Origin of the sequence: Caballeronia arvi (genome assembly GCF_001544695.2) — a bacterium.
In the GTDB taxonomy this organism is placed as follows: domain Bacteria; phylum Pseudomonadota; class Gammaproteobacteria; order Burkholderiales; family Burkholderiaceae; genus Caballeronia; species Caballeronia arvi.
The window spans coordinates 16,165-36,284 of record NZ_FCOM02000066.1; the positions used below are offsets into that span (position 1 = coordinate 16,165).

17 protein-coding genes and 2 pseudogenes are annotated in these 20,120 nt (G+C 62.2%); 1 reads left to right on the forward strand and 18 read right to left on the reverse strand.

Features of this window, described 5'->3' with window-relative positions:
* Window positions 1-99: 99 nt before the first annotated feature.
* The 17 genes and pseudogenes from AWB74_RS37505 to AWB74_RS37575 all read right to left on the reverse strand — a co-directional run bounded on the left by AWB74_RS37505 (window position 100) and on the right by AWB74_RS37575 (window position 16,565).
* Complete coding sequence (locus AWB74_RS37505) at window positions 100-378, reverse strand: DUF4148 domain-containing protein (RefSeq protein WP_061151654.1); 279 nt, start codon at window positions 376-378, stop codon at window positions 100-102.
* 163 nt (window positions 379-541) lie between these two features.
* Complete coding sequence (locus AWB74_RS45945) at window positions 542-778, reverse strand: hypothetical protein (RefSeq protein ID WP_061151655.1); 237 nt, start codon at window positions 776-778, stop codon at window positions 542-544.
* Between the two features lie 58 nt (window positions 779-836).
* Window positions 837-2,006 (reverse strand): MFS transporter, encoded by a 1,170-nt coding sequence (locus AWB74_RS37510; RefSeq protein WP_061151656.1) that lies wholly within the window; start codon window positions 2,004-2,006, stop codon window positions 837-839.
* A gap of 109 nt (window positions 2,007-2,115) precedes the next feature.
* On the reverse strand, window positions 2,116-3,474 hold the full coding sequence (locus AWB74_RS37515) for an MFS transporter (RefSeq protein ID WP_235024820.1): 1,359 nt from the start codon (window positions 3,472-3,474) through the stop codon (window positions 2,116-2,118).
* A gap of 17 nt (window positions 3,475-3,491) precedes the next feature.
* Window positions 3,492-4,367 (reverse strand): type 2 periplasmic-binding domain-containing protein, encoded by an 876-nt coding sequence (locus AWB74_RS37520; protein WP_061151657.1) that lies wholly within the window; start codon window positions 4,365-4,367, stop codon window positions 3,492-3,494.
* A 32-nt stretch (window positions 4,368-4,399) separates the two neighbouring features.
* Window positions 4,400-5,950, reverse strand: coding sequence for an acetolactate synthase large subunit (locus AWB74_RS37525; RefSeq protein ID WP_061151658.1), 1,551 nt, complete (start codon window positions 5,948-5,950; stop codon window positions 4,400-4,402).
* On the reverse strand, window positions 5,950-6,807 hold the full coding sequence (locus tag AWB74_RS37530; RefSeq protein ID WP_061151659.1) for an HpcH/HpaI aldolase family protein: 858 nt from the start codon (window positions 6,805-6,807) through the stop codon (window positions 5,950-5,952). Before AWB74_RS37530 ends, AWB74_RS37525 begins: the two co-directional genes overlap by 1 nt.
* A gap of 11 nt (window positions 6,808-6,818) precedes the next feature.
* Window positions 6,819-7,667: an amidohydrolase family protein gene (locus AWB74_RS37535; protein WP_061151668.1), complete on the reverse strand. Its 849-nt coding sequence runs from the start codon at window positions 7,665-7,667 to the stop codon at window positions 6,819-6,821.
* Window positions 7,667-8,692, reverse strand: coding sequence for an amidohydrolase family protein (locus AWB74_RS37540; RefSeq protein ID WP_061151660.1), 1,026 nt, complete (start codon window positions 8,690-8,692; stop codon window positions 7,667-7,669). Before AWB74_RS37540 ends, AWB74_RS37535 begins: the two co-directional genes overlap by 1 nt.
* Window positions 8,693-8,713: 21 nt before the next feature.
* Window positions 8,714-9,683: pseudogene (locus tag AWB74_RS48465) on the reverse strand (ABC transporter substrate-binding protein).
* Between the two features lie 201 nt (window positions 9,684-9,884).
* Window positions 9,885-10,826, reverse strand: a complete 942-nt coding sequence (locus AWB74_RS37550; RefSeq protein WP_061151661.1) for a LysR substrate-binding domain-containing protein — start codon at window positions 10,824-10,826, stop codon at window positions 9,885-9,887.
* 16 nt (window positions 10,827-10,842) lie between these two features.
* Complete coding sequence (locus tag AWB74_RS37555; RefSeq protein ID WP_061151662.1) at window positions 10,843-11,373, reverse strand: carboxymuconolactone decarboxylase family protein; 531 nt, start codon at window positions 11,371-11,373, stop codon at window positions 10,843-10,845.
* A gap of 24 nt (window positions 11,374-11,397) precedes the next feature.
* Window positions 11,398-12,132, reverse strand: a complete 735-nt coding sequence (locus AWB74_RS47620; RefSeq protein WP_407642521.1) for a tripartite tricarboxylate transporter TctB family protein — start codon at window positions 12,130-12,132, stop codon at window positions 11,398-11,400.
* Between the two features lie 21 nt (window positions 12,133-12,153).
* Window positions 12,154-13,430, reverse strand: a pseudogene (locus AWB74_RS47625) (tripartite tricarboxylate transporter permease); the annotation flags it as partial.
* Between the two features lie 56 nt (window positions 13,431-13,486).
* Window positions 13,487-14,341 carry an amidohydrolase family protein gene (locus AWB74_RS37565; protein WP_061151663.1) on the reverse strand — a complete coding sequence of 285 codons (855 nt, stop codon included), beginning with the start codon at window positions 14,339-14,341 and terminating at the stop codon, window positions 13,487-13,489.
* A 42-nt stretch (window positions 14,342-14,383) separates the two neighbouring features.
* The gene (locus tag AWB74_RS37570; protein WP_235024823.1) at window positions 14,384-15,427 is read right to left on the reverse strand and encodes a Bug family tripartite tricarboxylate transporter substrate binding protein; all 1,044 of its coding nucleotides are present in this window, start codon (window positions 15,425-15,427) and stop codon (window positions 14,384-14,386) included.
* 178 nt (window positions 15,428-15,605) lie between these two features.
* A complete protein-coding gene (locus AWB74_RS37575; protein ID WP_235024824.1) occupies window positions 15,606-16,565 on the reverse strand; it encodes a LysR substrate-binding domain-containing protein in 960 nt (319 codons plus the stop codon).
* Window positions 16,566-16,761: 196 nt separating this feature from the next.
* Between AWB74_RS37575 and AWB74_RS37580 the strand changes: the two genes are divergently transcribed.
* Window positions 16,762-17,778 (forward strand): ABC transporter substrate-binding protein, encoded by a 1,017-nt coding sequence (locus AWB74_RS37580; protein ID WP_061151670.1) that lies wholly within the window; start codon window positions 16,762-16,764, stop codon window positions 17,776-17,778.
* A 39-nt stretch (window positions 17,779-17,817) separates the two neighbouring features.
* On the opposite strand, the gene AWB74_RS37585 is transcribed toward AWB74_RS37580, so the two are convergent.
* Window positions 17,818-18,957: a porin gene (locus AWB74_RS37585; RefSeq protein WP_061151665.1), complete on the reverse strand. Its 1,140-nt coding sequence runs from the start codon at window positions 18,955-18,957 to the stop codon at window positions 17,818-17,820.
* Between the last annotated feature and the right edge of the window lie 1,163 nt (window positions 18,958-20,120).

Here is a 20,120-nt window from a genome sequence, read left to right on the forward strand (position 1 = left end):
TCTGATAAGCGAGCAGGCCGGCTTTCACCGATTCGCCGATACAGGCAAATCGCGCGGCCTGAACCTCTCGCGCTCGCGCAGCGTCGCGTCAGATGAACGCTATCTGGCGATATCGCCGGACCGGGAGACGCCGTTCGGCATGGCGCCGTCGCCGATACGGCCGTTTGCCGCACGACGCGCCGCTACCCGATACTCTGCAGCCTGGACTTCGCCGTAAGGAAAATCCGCCCAGGCGGTCGGGCTGTAGCCGGCATTTTCGGCGCGGACGAGATCGGCACGGACCTGTGCGCGAGTGAGAGGCTGCTCGTTTCCTTGCGCGAAAGAAAGAATGGGCAAAGCGAGCGTCAATCCTGCGACTGCCTTGACGAGCGGTTTCATGCAACACCTCCCAGCATTGCTTGGCGACACTACGACAGGGTTCTGCGCGTAGTTCACTCCAGGCAGTCTAGCAGGGTTTGCAACTAGGGGTTGATACTAGCTTTCAGCTCGATTTTGCTATGTGTCGCAGCAGCCGCCCGGCTTGCGCAAGGCGACGGCCGCGTTACGACAGTACCGAATTCATCGCCGGCGAAGCGCAAGTGGGCGGATAGACGCACCACGAGCCATCGCCGTGGCGAAAGAAAATGATGGCGAAGACCGACGAAGAAAGATCGACCTCGATCCGAACCGCGCGCCACGGCATGGTCCGCGAACGGGCGGCTCTGCTGATTCGAATATTCCCGGCCTTTCCCAGCCAGTCATGCACGAGAAACCGAAGCGATGTGTTGTGCTCGTTCATTCCAGACTCTCAGCAAAATCACGTTGAAGGCTTAACGCGAAGGCAGCGTCGTGCACCGCTAATGCAGCGCGTCGCGCCTGGCCAGCGGCTTGAACAGGCGACTCCACGCGGCGCTGATCAGCACGGTCGCGAAGCCGCCGACGACGACCGAGCCCACGACACCCAGGGCCGTGGCACTCACTCCGGACTCGAACTCTCCAAGCTGATTGCTCGCACCGATGAAAAGCGTATTCACCGCTGCCACGCGGCCCCGCATGCGATCAGGCGTTTCGAGTTGAATCAGCGTTTGCCGAACGATGACGCTGATCGTGTCGGCGCCTCCGGAAACCGCGAGCAAGAGCAGCGACACGGGAAACCATCGGGAGAGGCCGAACGCGACGATGGAAACGCCGTAGATGGCCACCGCGATCAACAGCTTTTTGCCGACCCCGCTGACGATGGCGCGTCTGGAAAGATAGAGCCCGACGCACAACGCACCCATCGCAGGCGCGGAGCGCAGCAAACCAAGGCCTTGTGGCCCGACATGCAGAATCTGCTTCGCATAGACGGGCAGGAGCGCCGTTGCGCCTCCGAACAGCACCGCGAAGAGGTCGAGCGATATGGCGCCCAGTAGCAACGGACTGCTCCAGATGAAACGCAGGCCCGCGAGTATCGTGTCCGCCGTCACCGGCTCGCGCGGCGGTGGCGTGTAGTCGTAGCGAACGAACGCATACATCACGGCGCTGATGCAACAGAGCACCGCGCTTGTCAGATACACCGTGCCGACGCTGACAGCGAAGAGCACGCCGCCCAGCGCCGGCCCCGCGATCACGGAAATTTGCTGAACCACCGTGCTGAGCGCCATCGATCGTGCAAGGAGCCGGGGCGGAACGAGCATGGGCAAGAGCGCTTGCTGGCCTGCCATCTGGAACGGTCTGATTGCACCGAGCATGAGCGACAGCCCAAGCAGCGTATCGCGAGTCACGCTGTGAGTGGCCGTGGACACGATGAGCAGCGTCGCTGCGACCGCCTGCAACGCAAGGCAGCCCGCAACCATCCGCCCACGATGCAGCCGGTCGGCGCAATGACCGGCGATGAGCGTCGTGGCAAGACCCGGGACGAACTGAAAAAGCCCGACGAGGCCGAGATCCCAGGCACTCGATGTCAGGTCGTACATATGCCAGCTGATCGCCAGCATCAGCATTTGCTGAGCGCTGATCGAGGCGATGCGCGCGACCAGAAAACGCATGAGCGATGCGTGACGCAACAGGGAGGTCACGTCGTCCGAACAGGTTGGCATAGACGGCGATGGGGTGTCGCGAGAAGCTGTCATGGCACGGCGCGCGCGAGAGCGTTGATCATCGCGACTCCCCTGCCCGGGTACGTGCTACCGTGGGCGACGTCTCGCACAGAACGCATTCGGGCTGCACTTGCGTCGCCGTGACGTCGCTGCTCGAGTCCTCGTCCGGACCTGCATTGACCCTCGGCGCCCACTTCCGTCGTAGCAGCACGATGGTACTGGTCGCCCCGAGCAGCAGGAACGCGAAGATCGCGAGCATCGGCCACGTGTAGCTGTGTCCGACATGAAGCAGCCATCCCGACAGGCTGGCCGACACACCGCCCGCGAGACTCGTCGCCACTTGCTGCAGGCCCGTGTTGAGCCCAACCGCCTGTTTCGGAATCAGCGTGAGTTTGACGAGGGCGAGATTGTTCGCGGTGACGAGCCCCAGCAAGGAAAGCGAAACGACATTCCACAGCAGTGCCATGTGCGGCGAACGGGCATACGCGCCGAGCAGCACCGTGGTGCCACCGACGAAGCCGGCTACGATGAACGACTTGCGAACGATCACGGCGTCATATCCACGCGCGATCAGGCGGTCGGCGGCCCAACCGGCAAGCGCCGCCACGACCGCGATGCCCGCGAAGCTGAAGAACGTGTAGAGGCCCGACTGCGTGAGCGAGAGGCCGCGCTGTTCGACCAGATACGCCGGCATCCACGTCATGCAATAGAACGCGAAATAGCTGTAGCAGAAATTGGTGATCAGGCCGCCCCACACCACCGGACTCGACAGCAGGTTCGCCAGCGGCACCGAGGCCGCGCGCTTTTTCGCTACGGCAAGCTGCGCACGGGAGGGAAAGTCGTTCGTGAGCGTCAGCAGCCACGGCACCAGCCAGAGCAATCCGGCGAGACCCGTGACGATGAACATCGCCTTCCACGAGCTCACCGAGATGAGCCAGGCTGCGATCGGTGCGCCGAGCGCCGGTCCCATCTTTCCCCCGATGGAATAGATGCCGAGCGCCGTGCCTTTTTGCGTTTCATCGAAATGATCGGCGAGATAGCGATACGTTGCCGGCACCACGACCGATTCCGCGACGCCGATCATGAGACGTACGACGATCAGCGCGGAAAGCGAGGTCACGATGCCCGTCGCCGCAGACGCGAGACACCAGAGCAGAAAGCAGATCGCATAAGGCCACTTCACGCCGTAGCGATCGACCAGCCAGCCCATCGGCATTTGAAGCAGGCCGTAGGACCAGAACATCGCAGAGCCGAGCCAGCCGCGCTGGACATGCGTCAACGCGAATTCCTGCACGAAGTGATGATCCGCGAACGCAGCGGACATGCTCGTGCGATCGACGTGCGAGATCATCAACCCGAGCGCGAGCAGCACGAGAATGACCCAGCGGTTGCCGCGTTCATGTCCGGTGATCGCCACGATGTTCAGTCTCCGCTTTAACCCAGGCTGCCGGTCACATCGTCGAACAGCTCGTCGACGGACAAGCGGCGCGGAATGATCTTCTGATCGAGCGCCCAATCGACGGCCAGTTGCAGGCCTTTGCGGTTCGCTTCCAGCCCGATCGGAGGAAACACGGCCGGAACGCTCTCAGCAGCCTCGCGGCTCTCGACGACCATGCGATACAACTCGCGCACGATATCCGGCCGCTCCTTCGACACCTGCTCGTGCACCACGAACATGTGGTTGATCGGCACGACACCGCTTCGCGCGAACCAGTCTTTCGCGGCAGCCTGCGCGTCGGGCACGAGCGTGCGCACGCGTTCGTCCTTCGGCATGTCCTCGCCGAGCAATGCCGCCGCGAGTTCGCCGTCGAGCATCATTTGCGGAATCGATGAACCCGCCGGCAGACGCTGGCAATTCGACGGATCGCTGTACTCGGCGAGGTGGCCGTCGCCGAGCGTCATCCACGTGACGCGGTCGAGATCGACGCCGTATTCGTGGCGCAGAATGCCGCGAATCCACAGCGCGGTCGTCTGCGTGTACGTGCGCACGCCGACCTTCTTGCCTTCGATATCCTTCGGATCGAGATGACCGAAGTCGATGTTGTATCCCGCGCAGTGATGCTGAAAGCGGCCCGAGATCGGCGCGGGCAGCAAGACATAAGGCTTGCCGTAGGCCTTCGCCTGCAGGAAGGTGACGATCGCCAGCTCGCCCGCGTCGAACCCGCTCTCGCGCACCATCGCCTTGAAGCCGTTGTGCGCAGGCGTCGGTCCGCAGAAGTCGAGGTTCACGAGGTCCGATTTCACGCGGCCGTCGCGCATCGCCTTCGTCACGGCATATTCGGCAAGATTGACGCGCAGCGTCGTGGTCATGTGTGTGCTCCTGTTGCTCGTATCGTTGGAAGTCAAAGCCGTACTTCGATCAGGCAAGGGCCGGTTTCACGCGTCGAGTCGATCAACGCCTTGTGGAAGCCTTCGGCAGTCTCGACGGCCACTGACGGCACGCCCATGCTCTTCGCCATCGCGAGCCAGTCGATGCGCGGCTTGTCGATGTCGATCATCGACAACGCGCGCTCGTTTGGCGCGCCCGCGCCCATGTTCGCGTATTCGGCCTTCAGGATTGCGTAACTGTTGTTGGCGAAGATGATCGTCGTGACGTTCAGGCCTTCGCGCGCCTGCGTCCACAGCGACTGGATGGTGTACATCGCGCTGCCGTCGCCGACCATGCAGAACACGCGCCGGTCCGGGCACGCGAGCGCAGCGCCAGTTGCGACAGGTGTTGCATAACCGATCGAACCGCCCATGTTGTTGATGAGATCGTGCGGCCGCGCGCCCATCGTGAGGCTCATGGACTCGCGCCCCGTCGTCAGCGATTCATCGACGACGATGCAGTGCTCCGGCAACGCCGCCGCCAGCGCATGCGCGATGCTCGCCGGATTGAGCGCGCCCGTCGGAACCGCCGTCTCGATGCGCTGTTGAAGAACGGCCGCCGTGTGCGATGCGCCGAGCGCCTGCAATAGCATGTCGAACGCGAGTTCGCTGTTTTCATCGGCCTCGACCAGCGGATGCACGAGCGTGCCTTCGGCCTTGAGCAGACTCGGCTTGTCCGGATAAGCGAAGAACGCGACGGGTTCGCGCGTCTCGACGGTGATGATGTGCCTGAAGTCCCTGAGAAACGCCGTGGCCTGCGCGACTGCATACGGAATGCGCGCGAGCGGCACGCGGCCCGCGCCACGCTCGATGCGCGCCGTGAAGAACTGCGAACCGAGCAGCGCGCCGGTTGCGGCAGCGACGCGGCCCGCCTTTTCGAGCGCCGCGCCGCGCGTCGCCTTGTTTGCGAGCACGATCAGCGCTGGCTCGCCCGAGCGAAGCACGCGCGCGACGTGCTCGATGCGTTCTGCGCTCGGCGCCTTGCGTGCCTGCACACGAGTTGGCAAAGACGCGGGCGCTGCATCGACTTGCTGCCATGACGTATCGCCGGGAAGAATCAGCGTGGCGATCTGGCCCGGATGCCCGCTCGCCTTCGCGACGGCCTGAGCCGCATCCCACGCAATCGTGTTCGATGATTCCGCACGGCGCACCCAATGACTCAGCGGCCGCGCGAGACCTTCGATATCCGACGTCAGCGGCGGGTCGTACTTGAGATGCGACACCGAATGCTCGCCGACGACGTTGATCATGCCCGACGACGCGCGCTTCGCGTTATGGATGTTCGCGAGACCGTTCGCCAATCCCGGTCCCAGATGCAGCAGCGTGGACGCGGGCGTGTCCTTCATGCGATACCATCCGTCGGCCGCGCCGGTGGCGACGCCTTCGAACAGACACAGCACGCTGCGCATCTTCGGGTTGTTGCCGAGCGCGGCGAGAAAATGCATCTCTGACGTGCCCGGATTCGCGAAGCAGATATCGACGCCCTGCCCGACCAGCGTCGCGACGAGACTTTCGGCGCCGTTCATCAGTAGCCTGCCAGTTCGCGTGCGAGACCGACGACGCCATACGTGCGTGCCGGCGCGGACATCAGGAAGCGATACCCCTCTTCCTGCAGCCGCCGATGATTCTTCGCCGTCACATGCGGATTGCCGACGACGACATTGTGCTTGCGGCACGTGTCGACGATCTGACGCATCGCGGCGACCACTTCGGGATGTTCATACTGACGCGGCAGCCCGAGCTCCTGACTCAGATCGCCCTCGCCGATCAGAATGAAACCGATGCCCGGCACATTGGCGAGCATGTCGTCGAGGTTCTCGATTGCCTGCGTGCTTTCGCACATCAGGCCCACGAGAATCTCGCCTTGCGGTGCGAGCGGCCAGACGTCGGCCTTCTCGTAGTATTCCTGCATCGACAGGCCCCAGTAGCGCGCGGCATTGGCGGGGCCGTCGCCGCGCACGCCTTTCGGTTCGTACAGCGGCGCGTTCTTCGGACGCGCATAGCGGCATGACGCAACGGCGTTGTACGCCTGTTCGACGGTCGCGACGTGCGGCCAGATCACGCCGTAAGCGCCGCGATCGAGCACCTGCTTGGCGAAGCTCTGATTCATCTCCGCGCCATTGGCGGGAATGCGCGCGATCGGCGTCACTTTCGGCGCGACCGATCCGGAATCGGCGATCTGCTTGCGGCTCAACATGTACTGGAGCGCATCGCCGAGCGCGGACACGTCGTACGGGTTGTGCTCCATCTCGAAGACGATGCCGTCATAAGGCGCATCGCTCATTTCGATGGCGGTCTGCTTGTCGAGCTTCGCGAACGCTGCGTGCGCGGCCTTGCCCGATTCGAAGGCGCGGATGATGCTGTTCAGGCGGGTGTCTGACATGATGTTCTTCCTTATTTGCTCAAGGCCGGATAGAGCTTCTGCGCGGTCTTGCCGAAGATCCATGCGCGATCTTCTTCGCTCAGGCAAGCGAGCCCTTGTTCCGCGGTCGCGAGAATCTCGCTCAACGTGCCGGTCGATGTCGGGAAATTCGAACCCCACGCGAGACGTTGCGCGCCGAAGGCTTCGACTACGCGCGGAAAGAACGTCTCCGCACTGGCCTTCTCCTTCTTCACGTCGCCGAAGATGCGCGGCGTGAGCTTCATGTAGACGTTCGGCAGATCGCCCAGCTCGAACAAGCTGGCCGCGTTCGCATACGGAGGGCCGTCGAGCACATCGGGACGCGCCAGATGATCGAGGATGATGTTCACCGTCGGAAACTTTTCTGCGAGCATGCGCACTTGCGGCAGGCCGACCGGTCCGGTCTGGATGCACATCGGCAGCTTCAGTTCCGCGAGCATCTCCCACGCCTTGAAGGACTTGGGGTTATCGAGTTCGCTCGGGTCGAAATCCTTGGTGGACCCCCCCGTGAAGATGCGCAAGCCGGCCAGCCCTTTGTCCGCCCATCCTTTGATGACGGCGGCCACGTCGCCGGCCAGCATGTCCACGGAACCCACGGCGATGAGCCGGTTTTTATACCGATTGCAGCCGTCCACCACGTAGCTGTTATCGAAGCCGTAGGTCGTCGACGAATGCACCACCGCTGCCTTCGCGACGCCCGCTTCGTCCATCGCCGCGATCAGCGCTTCGACGGTGTTCGGGCGTTCCTGCGACCAGTCCGAGCGCTTGCCGAACAACGGCGCGGGCGGATAGCGCTTCTCGTCGTCGGAGATGATGTGAGGATGAATGTCGATGATGTTCATCACAGTCCTTTCGCCTTGAGGTGCTGGTCCAGACGCGGATACACGCGTCGCGCGTTGCCCTCGAAGATTGCCTGGCGGTCCGCATCGCTGAGCGCTTCGCACGCGTCGATGTAGCGCTTCGTATCGTCGAAATACTCGCCGGTATTCGGATCGCGGCCGCGCACCGCGCCGATCATTTCCGAGCCGAACAGCACATTGCTCGTCGGCACGACCTTGGTCAGCAGTTCCACGCCCGGATGGTGATAGACGCAGGTATCGAAGAAAATGTTGTTCAACAGGCCTTCGAGCGGACGCTTGGCCATCTCGAGCGACATGCCGCGATAACGTCCCCAGTGATACGGCACGGCACCGCCGCCATGCGGAATCACGAGACGCAGCGTCGGGAAGTCCTTGAACAGATCGCCTTGCAGCAGTTGCATGAACACCGACGTATCCGCATTCAGATAGTGCGCGCCCGTGCCGTGATGACACGGATTGCACGATGCCGCGACGTGGATCATCGCGGGCACGTCGAGATCGCACAGCGCTTCGTAGACGGGATACCACTCGCGATCCGTCATCGGCTTGCCGGTCCAGTAACCGCCGCTCGGGTCCGGATTCAGATTGCAGCCGACGAAACCCATCTCCTCGACACAACGGCGCAACTCGGGCACCGAGTTCTTCGGCGGGGCCAGCGGCGATTGCGGCAACTGACAAACCGGCACGAAGTTGTCCGGATAAAGATCGCAGACGCGGCGCACGAGATCGTTCGACACTTCGGCCCATTCCAGGCTCGTGCGCTCGTTGCCGAGGTGGTGACTCATGAGGCCGGCGATCGGCGAGAACAGCGTGAGGTCGCCGCCGCGTTCCTGTTGCAGACGCAGTTGACCGTTGCCGACACCTTCGCGGATATCGTCATCGGTGACGTACGCGCCGGAGAGCGGCGGCGCGTTGGCCGGATCGTCGGCGGACGCGATCTGCTTCGCGCGCCAGTCGCGGAAAGAAGCGGGGACGGTCGTGAAGTGACCGTGGCAATCGATGATCATGTTCTTTTGCTTCCGTACGGATTAGACGCGGGGATCGACGAACAGCTCGTTCATCGACATGCGCTTCGGCGTGAGGCCTTGCTTGAACGCGGTCTGCTCGAGCGCTTCGATGGTCTTGCGGTTTTCCTCGATGCCGTACGGCAGCGGATCGTTACCGACGATCTTTTGCAGCTCGATGTACTTCTTGTTCTTCTTGTCGTTCAGTTCACCCGCATTGAGCTTCGCGAGCCAGTCCTTCTTGGCCTTGTCGAACGCGTCGTAGATCGACTTCGCGACCCACGGATGCTCGGCCAGCACTGAATCCTTCACGACGATGGTGCCGTGCATCGGATACACGCCGGTCCGTGCGTAGTACTCCGCTTCCAGTTCCTCGGCGTTCGGGAACATATCCGGGTAATCCGCTTCGACCTCCTTCCAGCCGCCGGTCGGATCGCCGGTGCGGCCGATGCCCGCGTTGCCGTGAAAGCCCGCGACGAGTTCGCCATTCGCCATCATGTCCGCGAGCGACGCCCTTGGGGGCGTGGATCACGTTCGGCGGAAGTTCGAGCTGCGTGACGTGTTCTTCGTCATCGACGACCCAGGTTACCTTCGACGGATCGAGGCCGAATTCATCGATCAGAACCTGACGCGTCCATGCACCCGTCGTTACTGAATAGGCACGCACGCCGACTTTCTTGCCTTCCAGATCCTTGGGCGTCTTGATGCCCGCGTCCGGGCGCACCAGCAAGCCGGAGTGATGGAAGCGGCGCACGACGAAGATCGGCAGCGCGACGAACGGCGCGCCATATGCGCGAGCGATGATGTAAGTGGTCGGTGCAAGCTCGCACACGTCGAATTCGACATCGCGAACCATGCGGCGGAACGCGCCGATCTGCGGCTGAACGGTGATGAACTCCGCGTCGACGCCCTCGATGGGAATCGAGCCGTCGCGAATGGCCGATGTATGCGGATGCTCGGCGATCGCGAGCTTGAGATGGACTTTCTTGGTCACGTGACTGTCTCCTTGGAGGGATGATCGTGCAGCTACACGAGTTCGTTTCGTTGACGACATGATCTTTCGAGTCGTCCCGTGTCGTCTATTGAATTAATTTGCCGGCGCCTTAACCGTTCGGTAAAGGCACTGCTTCCATCTTGATATGGATATCTAACTATTTGGATCGTGCGAAAAAGCGAATCGCACATTCTTGAATTTTCAGGTCGTACCGTTCTGCAACTGCTGGGCAGCCTCTTCCAGACAGGCAACCATGAGTTGCGCACTCGGCGTCAGACCGCGGTTGCGGTTCCAGAGCACGCCCGACGGGCGCAACAGCCGGGGCAAGGTCAATGGAAGCGCATGCAAGGGTTGCGCAGCATCGTTCGCGGGCGTGCCGACCATGACGGCGATGGAATCCGAAATCTGCAAATGAGCGCGGGTGACGTGAACGGAAAGCGTCTCGATGTAGTTGTTCGTCAGCGGTACATCGTGTGCTCTGAGCGTGCGCTCCAGCGAATCCCTCAGGATCGAGCCTTGCGGCGGCAGTATCCACGGATACGGATGAAGATCCGACCAGTCGAGATTCTTGCGCCGCGCCAATGGATGTTGCCGTCCGGTCATCAGGGTCACGGGTTCTTCGAGCAGCGCTTTTTCCTCGAAGCTGCCGAGCGTGTCCGGCGCGGGCAAGCGCCCGACGATCAGGTCGAGACGTCCTTGCCACAGCTCGGGAAGCAATGCGCCGCGCGTGCCTTCGACCACGCGCACGTTCGTTCCCGGCGATCTGATCTTCAACAGATTCAGCCCCAGCGGCAGCAGCGCCGAGGCCGAAGCGGGCAACATGCCGATGTGCACCTTTCCCTCCGTGCCCGAGCTCAGCGCTTTCATTTCATCGCGCGCCTGATGCAGGATCGTCAGCATTTCGCGCGCGTGACGAATGAGGCATTCGCCGTGCGGCGTGGGCACGAGTCCTTGCGCCGTGCGCGTAAAAAGCGTGAGTCCGAGTCCACGCTCGAGCTCTGCCAGTGACTTCGATACCGCCGGCATCGTGACATGGGTGACTTCCGCCACCTGCGTCAGATTGCGATAGGTATCGATGGTCACGATCAGGCGAAGATGCCTCGCCTTCAGGTTCACCTGCATGTAGCCGTCAAGTCCCGTCACGATACGTCTCCTGCGTTCAGTCCTTCGGCTTCAGCGCGTGCAAGGTCATGCCGAGCGAGATCGAAGTGAAATAGCCGATCGTGACGAGCAGTTCCGCGATGACCGCTCGGCCCAGCCCGGCATCGTACCTGGCGAAGCGCGCATCGTCGATCGATCCGCCCGCGAGGATATCGCTCACCGCGTCGCACACGACGCCGAATCGTCCATGTTCACCCTCGGGCCTGCGCTTGTCCAGAATCGCGGCGACGAGCGCCTCGGGAACGCCGGCCTTCAACGCATGCCGGCGATGGTTCGCGATCACGTACGGCGCATTCCAGAACACCGCCGTCGAGAGAATCGCGACCTCGGTTTCCGCTTCGCTGAGCACGGGCGAATGATCGACGTGCGTGCCGATGATTTCCATCCCTTCGGCGAGCCGCGGGTTATGCAGCCAGATGTTGAACGGAGTCGGAATGCGCCCGCGTCCTTCACCCAGTTGCGAGATCACTCGCTTCTGCTCTTCCGTTGCGTGCTGCGCGTCGATACGCGCCAGTCGATCTTGCGTCATTCGTCACATCCTTGCGTTGAAGAATCAATTTCCGCCGAGTCCGGGCAACCACTTTCCGAGGAAGCTGTCCGGCCAGGGGATATGGAGAATCTGATCGAAGACGATGTAAAGAAACGCGGTCACGCACACAGCGAGGATCAGGCTGAGCTTCCATGACTCGCGTCCTTCGATGCGCATGTAGGCGGCGATCATCAACGGCACCGTCGGCAACATGCCGATTACCGACATGCAGGCCAGAAACGCGAGGAACCAGCCGAAGAAACGTGCGGCGCGCGACAGCACGGTCTTGTTGGGCAGCTTCTCGTCGTGATCGCTCGACACGTCCATATGCACGCCGCTGCTGGCACGCGCCGAGCCGTGAGCCGGAATCACGAAGACCTTGTACGCGAGACTGACCGTTCCCGCGATGACGAGAATGCTCGCCACGACCGTCGGCCCGATTCTCGCCATGAGGAGCCAGCTTTGCGAACTCATCAGCATATACAGCCCGACGCTGATGAAGAACACATGGACGAGGTCTTCGCGCCTGAAGTGAACCGAGCCGCTCGGTTTGAACTGCGCGATGCCGCCACTGCGCAACGCAGTGAAGAGCGGCTTGAAAAAGACCAGCGCGGCGAGACTCAACAGCACGATGACGACCGGGCGCGACAGCCAGTCGGTGCCGTAGCGCACGAACGAAATCGACATATAACGCTCCATCAGCACGCCGAGCACGAGGCCGAGAATCAGCGGCGGACGCGCCCATTTGAGCCGCTTCATCGTCCATCCGATGACACCGGCGATCAGCAGCACGAAGAGGTCGCCCCAGCTCCGCGATCCCTGGAACGCGCCGACAAAAATGACGGGCATGATCACCGGCAGGATGAGCGTATAGCGCAGCGTCGAAACCTTCGCGAATTGTCCGCTCAAAAGAAAGCACAAGCCCGCGCCGAAGATGTTGGCGAGCGCGATCGACCAGACCATCGAGTAAGTGAAGTCGAGATGCTTGGTCAGCATGTCGGGACCGGGGATGAAACCGTGCACCATCATCGCGCCGAGCAGAATGGCCTGCGCTGCGCCGCCGGCACACCGAACGACAGCATCGGCACGAGGCTGCCGCCCTCTCGCGCGTTGTTGGCCGCTTCCGGCGCGATCACGCCGCGCACGTCGCCCTTGGTGAACGACTGCTTCGCGCCTTTGGCCGTCTGCAACGCGTGGCCGTACGCGATCCAGTCCGTCACCGCGCCGGTGATGCCGGGCACCGCGCCGAGAATCGCGCCGAGGCCGCCGCAACGCAGCACCAGAAACCAGTTGCGAAAGCTGTCGACGACACCCTGACGCATGCCTTCCCGCGACGTGAACTGCACGTTCTGCGCGATGGCCGTGCGTCGAATCGCCAGCTCGCACAACTCGGGCAAGGCGAAGATGCCGAGGATGATCGGCACGAGCGGAATACCGTCCTGCAGGTACAGAATGTCGCCGGTCCAGCGCATTTGTCCGGTTGCGACGTTCGTTCCGATCATGCCGACGAGAATGCCGAAGCAGGCCGCGACCACGCCACGCAGCGGCGCGTTGCCCGACAGCGCCGACACCATCGACACGCCGAACACGGTAAGCGACAACATCTCCGGCGTGCCGATCGACAGCACGAACGGGCGCACCAGCGGCAGCGACACGGCAAGGATGACCGCGCCGATCAGTCCGCCCATCAGCGACGACATGTAGCATGCGCTCAACGCTCTCGATGCCTCGCCGCGTTTGGTCATCGGCAGGCCATCGAGCACGGTCGCCTGAGATGCCGCGTGTCCGGGAACGCCGAAGAGCACGGCCGGAATCACATCCGATGTCGTGATGACCGATGCCATGCCGAGCAGCATCGCGAACGCGGCATACGGGTCCATCGTGTATGTGAACGGGACCAGCAGCGCAAAGCCCGTCAGCCCGCCGATTCCCGGCAGCAATCCGATCGCGAGTCCGACCGTCACGCCGAAGACGAGAAAGATGATCCGGTTGAACTGCAGGAGCGTCGACAGCGCATGTCCGGCCGCCATCAACGTTGCATCATTGAAGAACTCCATGTCTCATCCTGATGGAATGGCGAGCTTCGCAGGCTCACCTGTTTTAAGTTCGACGCTCAGCCAGCCAGCATCGGATAGAGCGCCTTTGCAGTGCGTCCCCAGACCCAGGCGCGCTCTTCGTCGCTCAAGGCTGCGAAGCAGGCATTGCCTTGTTCGACGAGCGTCTTCAACGGCCCCGCCGACGCCGGATAATTCGAGCCGAACGCGAGATGATCCGCGCCGAACACTTCCACGAGCCTGGCGAAGAAAGGCTCCGCGCCGCCCGGCGCTGCCTGCGCGAGATCGAAGGTGCGCGGCGTGATCTTCATATAGACGTTGTCGAACTTCGCGAGCGAGAACAGCCCCGCGCAACTCGCATACGGCGGGCCTTCTTCCAGATTCGGCCGGCCGCAGTGATCGAGCACGATCTTCACCGACGGAAAGCGCTCGGCCAGCTCCGCCACCATCGACAGACCATCCGGCGTCGTCTGAACCGCCATCGTCATGCCGAGCTCGGCGCAGCGTTCCCAGATCGGAAACGTCGCGGGATTGACGAGCCAGCTTCCATCGCTTTGATGCGTGGCGCCGCCGGTGAAGAGCCGGATTCCGCCCATGCCGCGCGCGAGCCAGGCATCGAAAGTCGTGAGCGCGTCCGGCGCGAGCAGGTCGAACGAATAGACGCCCGTGAAGCGGTCCGGATGCTGCGCCACGCTGTCGGCGACGTATGAATTGTTGGTGCCGTAGGTCGTCGACGAATGCACGATCGCGGCCTTCGATACGCCGGCTTCATCCATCTCGGCGACCAGTTGTTCGAACGTGATGGGCCGCGTCGCCGACCACTTGGACCGATGCCCGTGCTGAGGCGCGATCGGATAGCGCTGCGTGTCGGTCGAGATGATGTGCGGGTGAATGTCGATGATTTCGGGCGTCATGTTGGCTTTACCGTTTGGTGATGATGTTCTGTCCTGCGCTGCTCAATGCGCACCGAAGATGAGCTTGCGCGCATCCGCGATCTGCGGTTCGGGCGTGGCATACAGCTTCGCGATGATCTGCTCGACCGCGTTTCCATCGATGGCATCGAGCGGATAACCCGACTGCTTCATCGCGTCGATGAAGTCCGGATCAGCGATGGTCTTCGCGAACGCATCGCGCAGCGCATTCAGACGATCCTGTGGCACGTCCTTCGGCACGGCGATGGGCCGTCCTGCCTGAAACGGCAGAATGAACAGATTGAAGAGCGCCTTCACATCCGGCTGCGTGATGTAGGAAGAGAGATTCGGGACATCGGCGTAACCGGCGGGGCTGTTCCAGCCGAGATGCAGCAGCACCTTCATCTTGCCGCTCTTCAGGAGCCGCACCGGCTCGCCTTGTTGAAGGCCATCGATAGTGGACGCCCAGCCATCGACCTCACCGCGCTGCATCGCCAGATAGACTTCGCCGCGGCCCGTGTAACCCGGCACGATGCTCATCTTCGCGCCGATGTATTCGTCGAGCAGCGCCGGCAAGGTGCGATCCTCGTTGGCGAATCCGGTCGCGCCGATATACATCTTCTTCTTGCTCAGATCGTCCGCCGTGGTCACGCCGGATCGCGTCATGGAAACCAGACAGTATTCGACCTTGTTGAGGCTGCCGATCCATCGGACCTCGCGCGGATCGAAGCGGTGTTGCCTTTCGTCGAGCAGCGGAATGTAGAGGTTGTTTCGCTGAAGGAAGCCGATGACGGTGCCATCGCTCGGCTGCCGCGACTGGAGCGATGCCGCCGCCACCATGCCGCCCGCGCCCACCACGTTCATCACGATGGCTTTGGGATGTCCCGGCACATACTTGACGAAGTAGCGCGAGAACTGCCGCGCGACGATGTCCGTCACCGTTCCCGCGTCCGCGCTGACCAGGAGCGTCAACGCCTTGCCGCGATAGAACTCTTCGACGGATTGACCGGACGCAGGGGCCGCACAGGCCGTCGCGGCGAAACCGAACAGCGCGGCGCAAGCGCAGATCGCGGTCCTGAAATTCATCATCGTGCTTGTCTCCGTGTAGATGCGCGGAACCGTTCGTGTAGTTCGCGTCGTCGCTCGCTATTGATGAAGTGGTGAGCGCGATTTGATTGTGCCAGCGCGTCGCACACGTCGGATTGAGAAAATCCGCGGCCGGGTTGACTGAATGGTTAAGGTGCGCGCAGGCGGTTCGAACGTGACGTCAGCGCTTTTTCTGTGCTTCTTGCGCGAGACGCAGGGCCGTCTCTTCGAGGCAGGAGATCATGAGTTGCGCGCTCGGCGTGAGTGTGCGAACGCGATTCCAGAGCACGCCGGCGGGCCGCAGCAGGCGCGGCAGGCTCAGAGGCAGCGTATGGAGCGGCTGTGGATGGCTGGTCTCGCGCGCGGAGGTATCGGCCATGACGGCGATGCAGTCGGACACCTGCAAATGCGCGCGGATGACGTGCAGCGACAGCGTTTCGATGTAATTATTCGTCAGCGGCACGCCATGCACCTCGAGCGCGCGTTCCAGCGGATCGCGCAGGATCGAGCCGAGCGGCGGCAGTATCCACGGATAAGGCAACAGGTCCGACCATTCCACGGCTTTCTTGCGCGCCAGCGGATGTTGCCGGCCGGTCACGAGCATCACGGGTTCTTCGAGCAGTTCCTTCTCTTCGAAGCTTCCGAGCGCATCCAGCGGCGGCAGGCGGCCGACGACGAGATCGAGTTGACCTTGCCACAGCTCGGGCAGCAGCGACGCCGTCGATCCTTCGACGATCTTCACGTTGGTGCCCGGCGAGCGCTGCTTGAGCAGCTTCAGCGCGTGAGTCAGAAGGATCGATGCAGAAACGGGCAGCACGCCGATTTCGACCTTGCCTTCGGTGCCAGCGCTCAGCGCTTTCAACTCGTCGAGCGCCTGATGCAGCACGTGCAGCATCGCTCGCGCATGACGCGTCAGGCATTCGCCGTAAGGCGTGGGAACCAGCCCCTGCGCCGTGCGCGTGAAAAGCGTGAGGCCAAGTCCGCGCTCCAGTTCCGCCAGCGACTTCGAGACGGCGGGCAAGGTGACGTGCGTGACTTCCGCGACCTGGCTCAGATTGCGATACGTGTCGATGGTCACCAGCAATCGCAAGTGCCGGGCCTTGAGGTTGATCTGCAGATACCAGTCGAGTTCCGCCGACACGCCGCACCCTCCCCGGTATGAGTGAATGGTTAAGTCATCGGCCATTTTACTCAATCGACCGGTTTCGGATGCATAGGCACAATTTGCTGATGCCTAGGCTCGATGAGTCCGACCACAAGGCGTGCATTTCACTTTCCCCTTGAGCCAGAACATCAACGATTATCAGCCGGCTCGACCGGCGTTCGGAGACATGCAGATGACGTACGACTCGACCCGCCGCGGCTTCCTGCGCAGAGCGGGAGCCCTCGGTATGGGATTGGCGATGAACGGACTCGCCGCGCCTCAAGTTGCAAGAGCCGCCTCGACCGAAATCCGCATCGTCAGCAATCCAGGCCTGGAGAACGCGACGCTCAACGCGTTGATGGATGAACTCGGCTACTTCAGGACCTTCGACGTGAACGCGCGCATCATCCAGGTGCCCGGCCCGACCGGCCCGTTCGATGCCATCGCACGCGGCGCGGCGGACGTCTGCATGGTGTCCGGCTATAACCTCGTGCTCACGCGCATCGAGCAGGGCGCGCCGGTGAAGATCATCGGCGCCGGCATGAAGAAGTGCGCGCTGACGATTTTCGCCCGGCCCGGCGGCGCAACGACACTCGCCGATCTGCGGGGAAAGACCGTCGCGGTGGGGCCGAAACTCGGCTTGCTGCATACCCTCATGCTTCAACTGTTAAAGGAAAGAGGTATCGACGCTTCAACGATCGACTTCGTCGATCACGGCAGCAACGACCAGTGCTTCGACGCCGTCGTGAGCGGCGCCGCCGATGCCTGCTGCGCCAGCATCTCGCATCTCAACGATGAGGCGGGGCCGAACGTCATCAGCGAAGGGAATCTGTGGCAGGCGCTGCCGAACTGTGTGTTCCAGACGGCGTACGCATCGGATGCGGCACTCGGCGCGAAGCACGAAGGAATGGTCGCCGTCATGGCCGCTTACGGCGCGCTCTACGACTATCTGATGTCGCCCGCGTCGCATGGCGCTTTCTTCGATGCACGCAAGCGCGCCCAGAAGAACTTCGACGTTGCATCAGCGAAAGCGATCTGGGACTTCAATCAGACGCAGCGCCCGTACTCAAGGGATTTATCGCTGACCGAGAGCGATATCGGCTATCTGCAGGACATGGATATCGGCGTGGGATGCCTGAAGCGGAAGCAGGCGTTCGGCGCAGTGGCCGATATGTCGGCAGCGCGCGCCGCCGCGAAAATGGTTCGATAAATGATTCGCGGGGAAACTTGCGCTCCCCCGCTGCTTTAATCAGAACGTGTGGCGGATGCCCGCGATGACGGAGATTTGCGCTCCACCGGCGGGAGGCGTCGGCACCGGAGAAAGCGTCGTCGCCGCGAGCGCCAGATTGCCGAAATTCTGGATGTGCTCGCCGGTCACATAAAGCAACGTGCGCTTGGAAAGCAGGTATTCGCCGCGCAGGACTTCGATCAGCGCCTTGTTGGACGAATGCTCGTATTTGAGTTGCGCCACCATGCCGTCGATGTGGAAGAACGGCGTCACCGGGACCGTTCCCGTGAACCACACCAGGTTGCTTCGCGGCGTCGCGATGCCTTCGTTCACGCGCCTGATCCAGCCTACGCCGAACTTCGCCTTGTGGATCATGAAGTATCCGCCCAGCGTGAAGCGGCTGTCCGTGAGATCCGGCGAAGTCAGGCCGCCCCATGTCGCGGACGTGCCGCCGTAATTGCGCTCGTAGGAAGTCGCCAGACCCCACGTGTGTCCTTCGTATTTGAGCAGCGCCGAATACTCCCGGCACTGATTCGAAGGCGACGTCTGGCCCGGGCAATTCGTGGCGACGCTGCTGTTGCCCGCGACGGCATCGCGGCCGAAGCTGTAGTTGACGCCGCCTTCGAAATCGCCGAGGAAGTAGCGATAGCTGACGGCGTTATCGGCGCGCGCGTTGGCGATGCCGTTGTCGAGCGTCGTGAGGCCTTGCGCGCCCGTTCCGAACGGGTTGATGAACGAGATACCGTAGAAGCGCATCGTGTACTGGCGGCCGAACGTCAATCGGCCGTATTTGCCATCGAGACCGACATACGACTGCCGTCCGAAGAGGCGACCGCCCTGCCTCGCTGCGCCGGTCGTCGGACTGAATCCGTTTTGCAGATCGAAGATTGCCTTCACTCCGCCGCCCAGGTCTTCGCTGCCTCTGATGCCGAAGTACGACGTGGCGGTTCCGTCGCCTGTGCGCCATCCGTTGGCGGTCGTGTTCTTCCCGGTGGCGACGTTGTTGACGAACTCGACGCCCTGATCGATCAGGCCGTACAGCGTGACTGAACTGGCGCCGAGGGGCTTCGGGGGCGGTGCGTCCTCTTCTATGTCCTGCGCCCATGCGGACGAGGCGCCAAGGAGTGCAGCGCAGACGCACATCGCGGTGCGGTATTTCATTTCTCGTGTCTCCGTCATATTGCGCACTTGGCCGAGAAAGCGGTGTTGAGATCGCCGCGCCCGTGAGCTTTTTTGGATTTGTTACTGCAGTGTTTGAATTCTGCCAGCGCGATGTCATCTGCAAGTTGAGAAAAAGCGCGTATCGATTGAGGAAATGGTTAATGTCGCTGCGAACACGGTATGGCTCGATTGACCGAAAACTAAGCATTGCCGGGATTACGCGCCCTTACAATCGTGATCTCGAGAGGGAGGCCGACGCAGACGGACTCGCCAATAGTCGGCACCCCGTGGCAGATGAAGTCATTCAAATGTAGTGATGCGGTCAAACACGATTTTCAAATGCGCCAGCTCGAATGGAGACATCGAAATCAACAGCGCGGGCATTTGAGTAAAGATGTTCGACTCGCCGTCCGCGACCAGAGAGAACGCCCAAACCAATGTCGAAGCGAACGCGCGACCAGGTGCGCGGCGCGGATGTGTTTTCTAACTTCGGTTTGCAGTGAGCGAAATATGTTTGTGCTCATCGCGGATCAGCGCGACTCCGCTGGCCGCGATGGCCGCTCGCACCAACTGCACTCCTGACCGACGGCAGAGATCGTATTCACGTTGGCCTGAGCGTCTGCGCGACGATGCTCACCCCGTTCGAACGGGTATTTGCTCGATGCGTTGCGCGCGCCGGCCGGCGCGGCGGTGGTGGTGGTCCTCGCTTGCGGACGTGGGCATGGTTCGAAAGGGAATGCTTAACAGGATAGTTGTCCCGTGAAGAACCGCCTTCTCTTCGCTTCCCGCTGAGTTACTGGCGTAGCCGGGTCGTGCACATTCTAGAAACCAGACACTTGTTTCCGGCACAACTGGCCATCGCATCGGCTTTTGATGCACTTGATTGAATGTGCTGACGGCGTTCGACCGCTTGCATTAGAGAGTTGACTGATGGAGTCGAGTCCTCCGCCCGTTATCAAACCTGCGTGGGCAGCGCATTTCAACTCCCGTTACAACCGAGTCTCAGTCGGCGCATCTGGCCCTCGAACGGGCCGTTCCGCCGCGTTGCCCGGCTTGACTTCGGTGCCGCTGCTGCCGCCCGGAGGGGTGTCGCCGGACGGCGGCGGCATGTTCTTCGGCGGACGCGGCGGACGATCCGCCATGATGTCGCTGATCTGGTCCGC

Coding starts and splice junctions, on each gene's coding strand:
- AWB74_RS37585 (WP_061151665.1), bottom strand. CDS start 18,957: ATGAAATACCGCACCGCGATGTGCGTCTGCGCTGCACTCCTTGGCGCC.
- AWB74_RS37510 (WP_061151656.1), bottom strand. CDS start 2,006: ATGCGTTTTCTGGTCGCGCGCATCGCCTCGATCAGCGCTCAGCAAATG.
- AWB74_RS37520 (WP_061151657.1), bottom strand. CDS start 4,367: ATGACCACGACGCTGCGCGTCAATCTTGCCGAATATGCCGTGACGAAG.
- AWB74_RS37570 (WP_235024823.1), bottom strand. CDS start 15,427: ATGATGAATTTCAGGACCGCGATCTGCGCTTGCGCCGCGCTGTTCGGT.
- AWB74_RS37505 (WP_061151654.1), bottom strand. CDS start 378: ATGAAACCGCTCGTCAAGGCAGTCGCAGGATTGACGCTCGCTTTGCCC.
- AWB74_RS37535 (WP_061151668.1), bottom strand. CDS start 7,667: ATGAACATCATCGACATTCATCCTCACATCATCTCCGACGACGAGAAG.
- AWB74_RS37540 (WP_061151660.1), bottom strand. CDS start 8,692: ATGATCATCGATTGCCACGGTCACTTCACGACCGTCCCCGCTTCTTTC.
- AWB74_RS47620 (WP_407642521.1), bottom strand. CDS start 12,132: ATGAAGCGGCTCAAATGGGCGCGTCCGCCGCTGATTCTCGGCCTCGTG.
- AWB74_RS45945 (WP_061151655.1), bottom strand. CDS start 778: ATGAACGAGCACAACACATCGCTTCGGTTTCTCGTGCATGACTGGCTG.
- AWB74_RS37580 (WP_061151670.1), top strand. CDS start 16,762: ATGACGTACGACTCGACCCGCCGCGGCTTCCTGCGCAGAGCGGGAGCC.
- AWB74_RS37565 (WP_061151663.1), bottom strand. CDS start 14,341: ATGACGCCCGAAATCATCGACATTCACCCGCACATCATCTCGACCGAC.
- AWB74_RS37555 (WP_061151662.1), bottom strand. CDS start 11,373: ATGACGCAAGATCGACTGGCGCGTATCGACGCGCAGCACGCAACGGAA.
- AWB74_RS37530 (WP_061151659.1), bottom strand. CDS start 6,807: ATGTCAGACACCCGCCTGAACAGCATCATCCGCGCCTTCGAATCGGGC.
- AWB74_RS37525 (WP_061151658.1), bottom strand. CDS start 5,950: ATGAACGGCGCCGAAAGTCTCGTCGCGACGCTGGTCGGGCAGGGCGTC.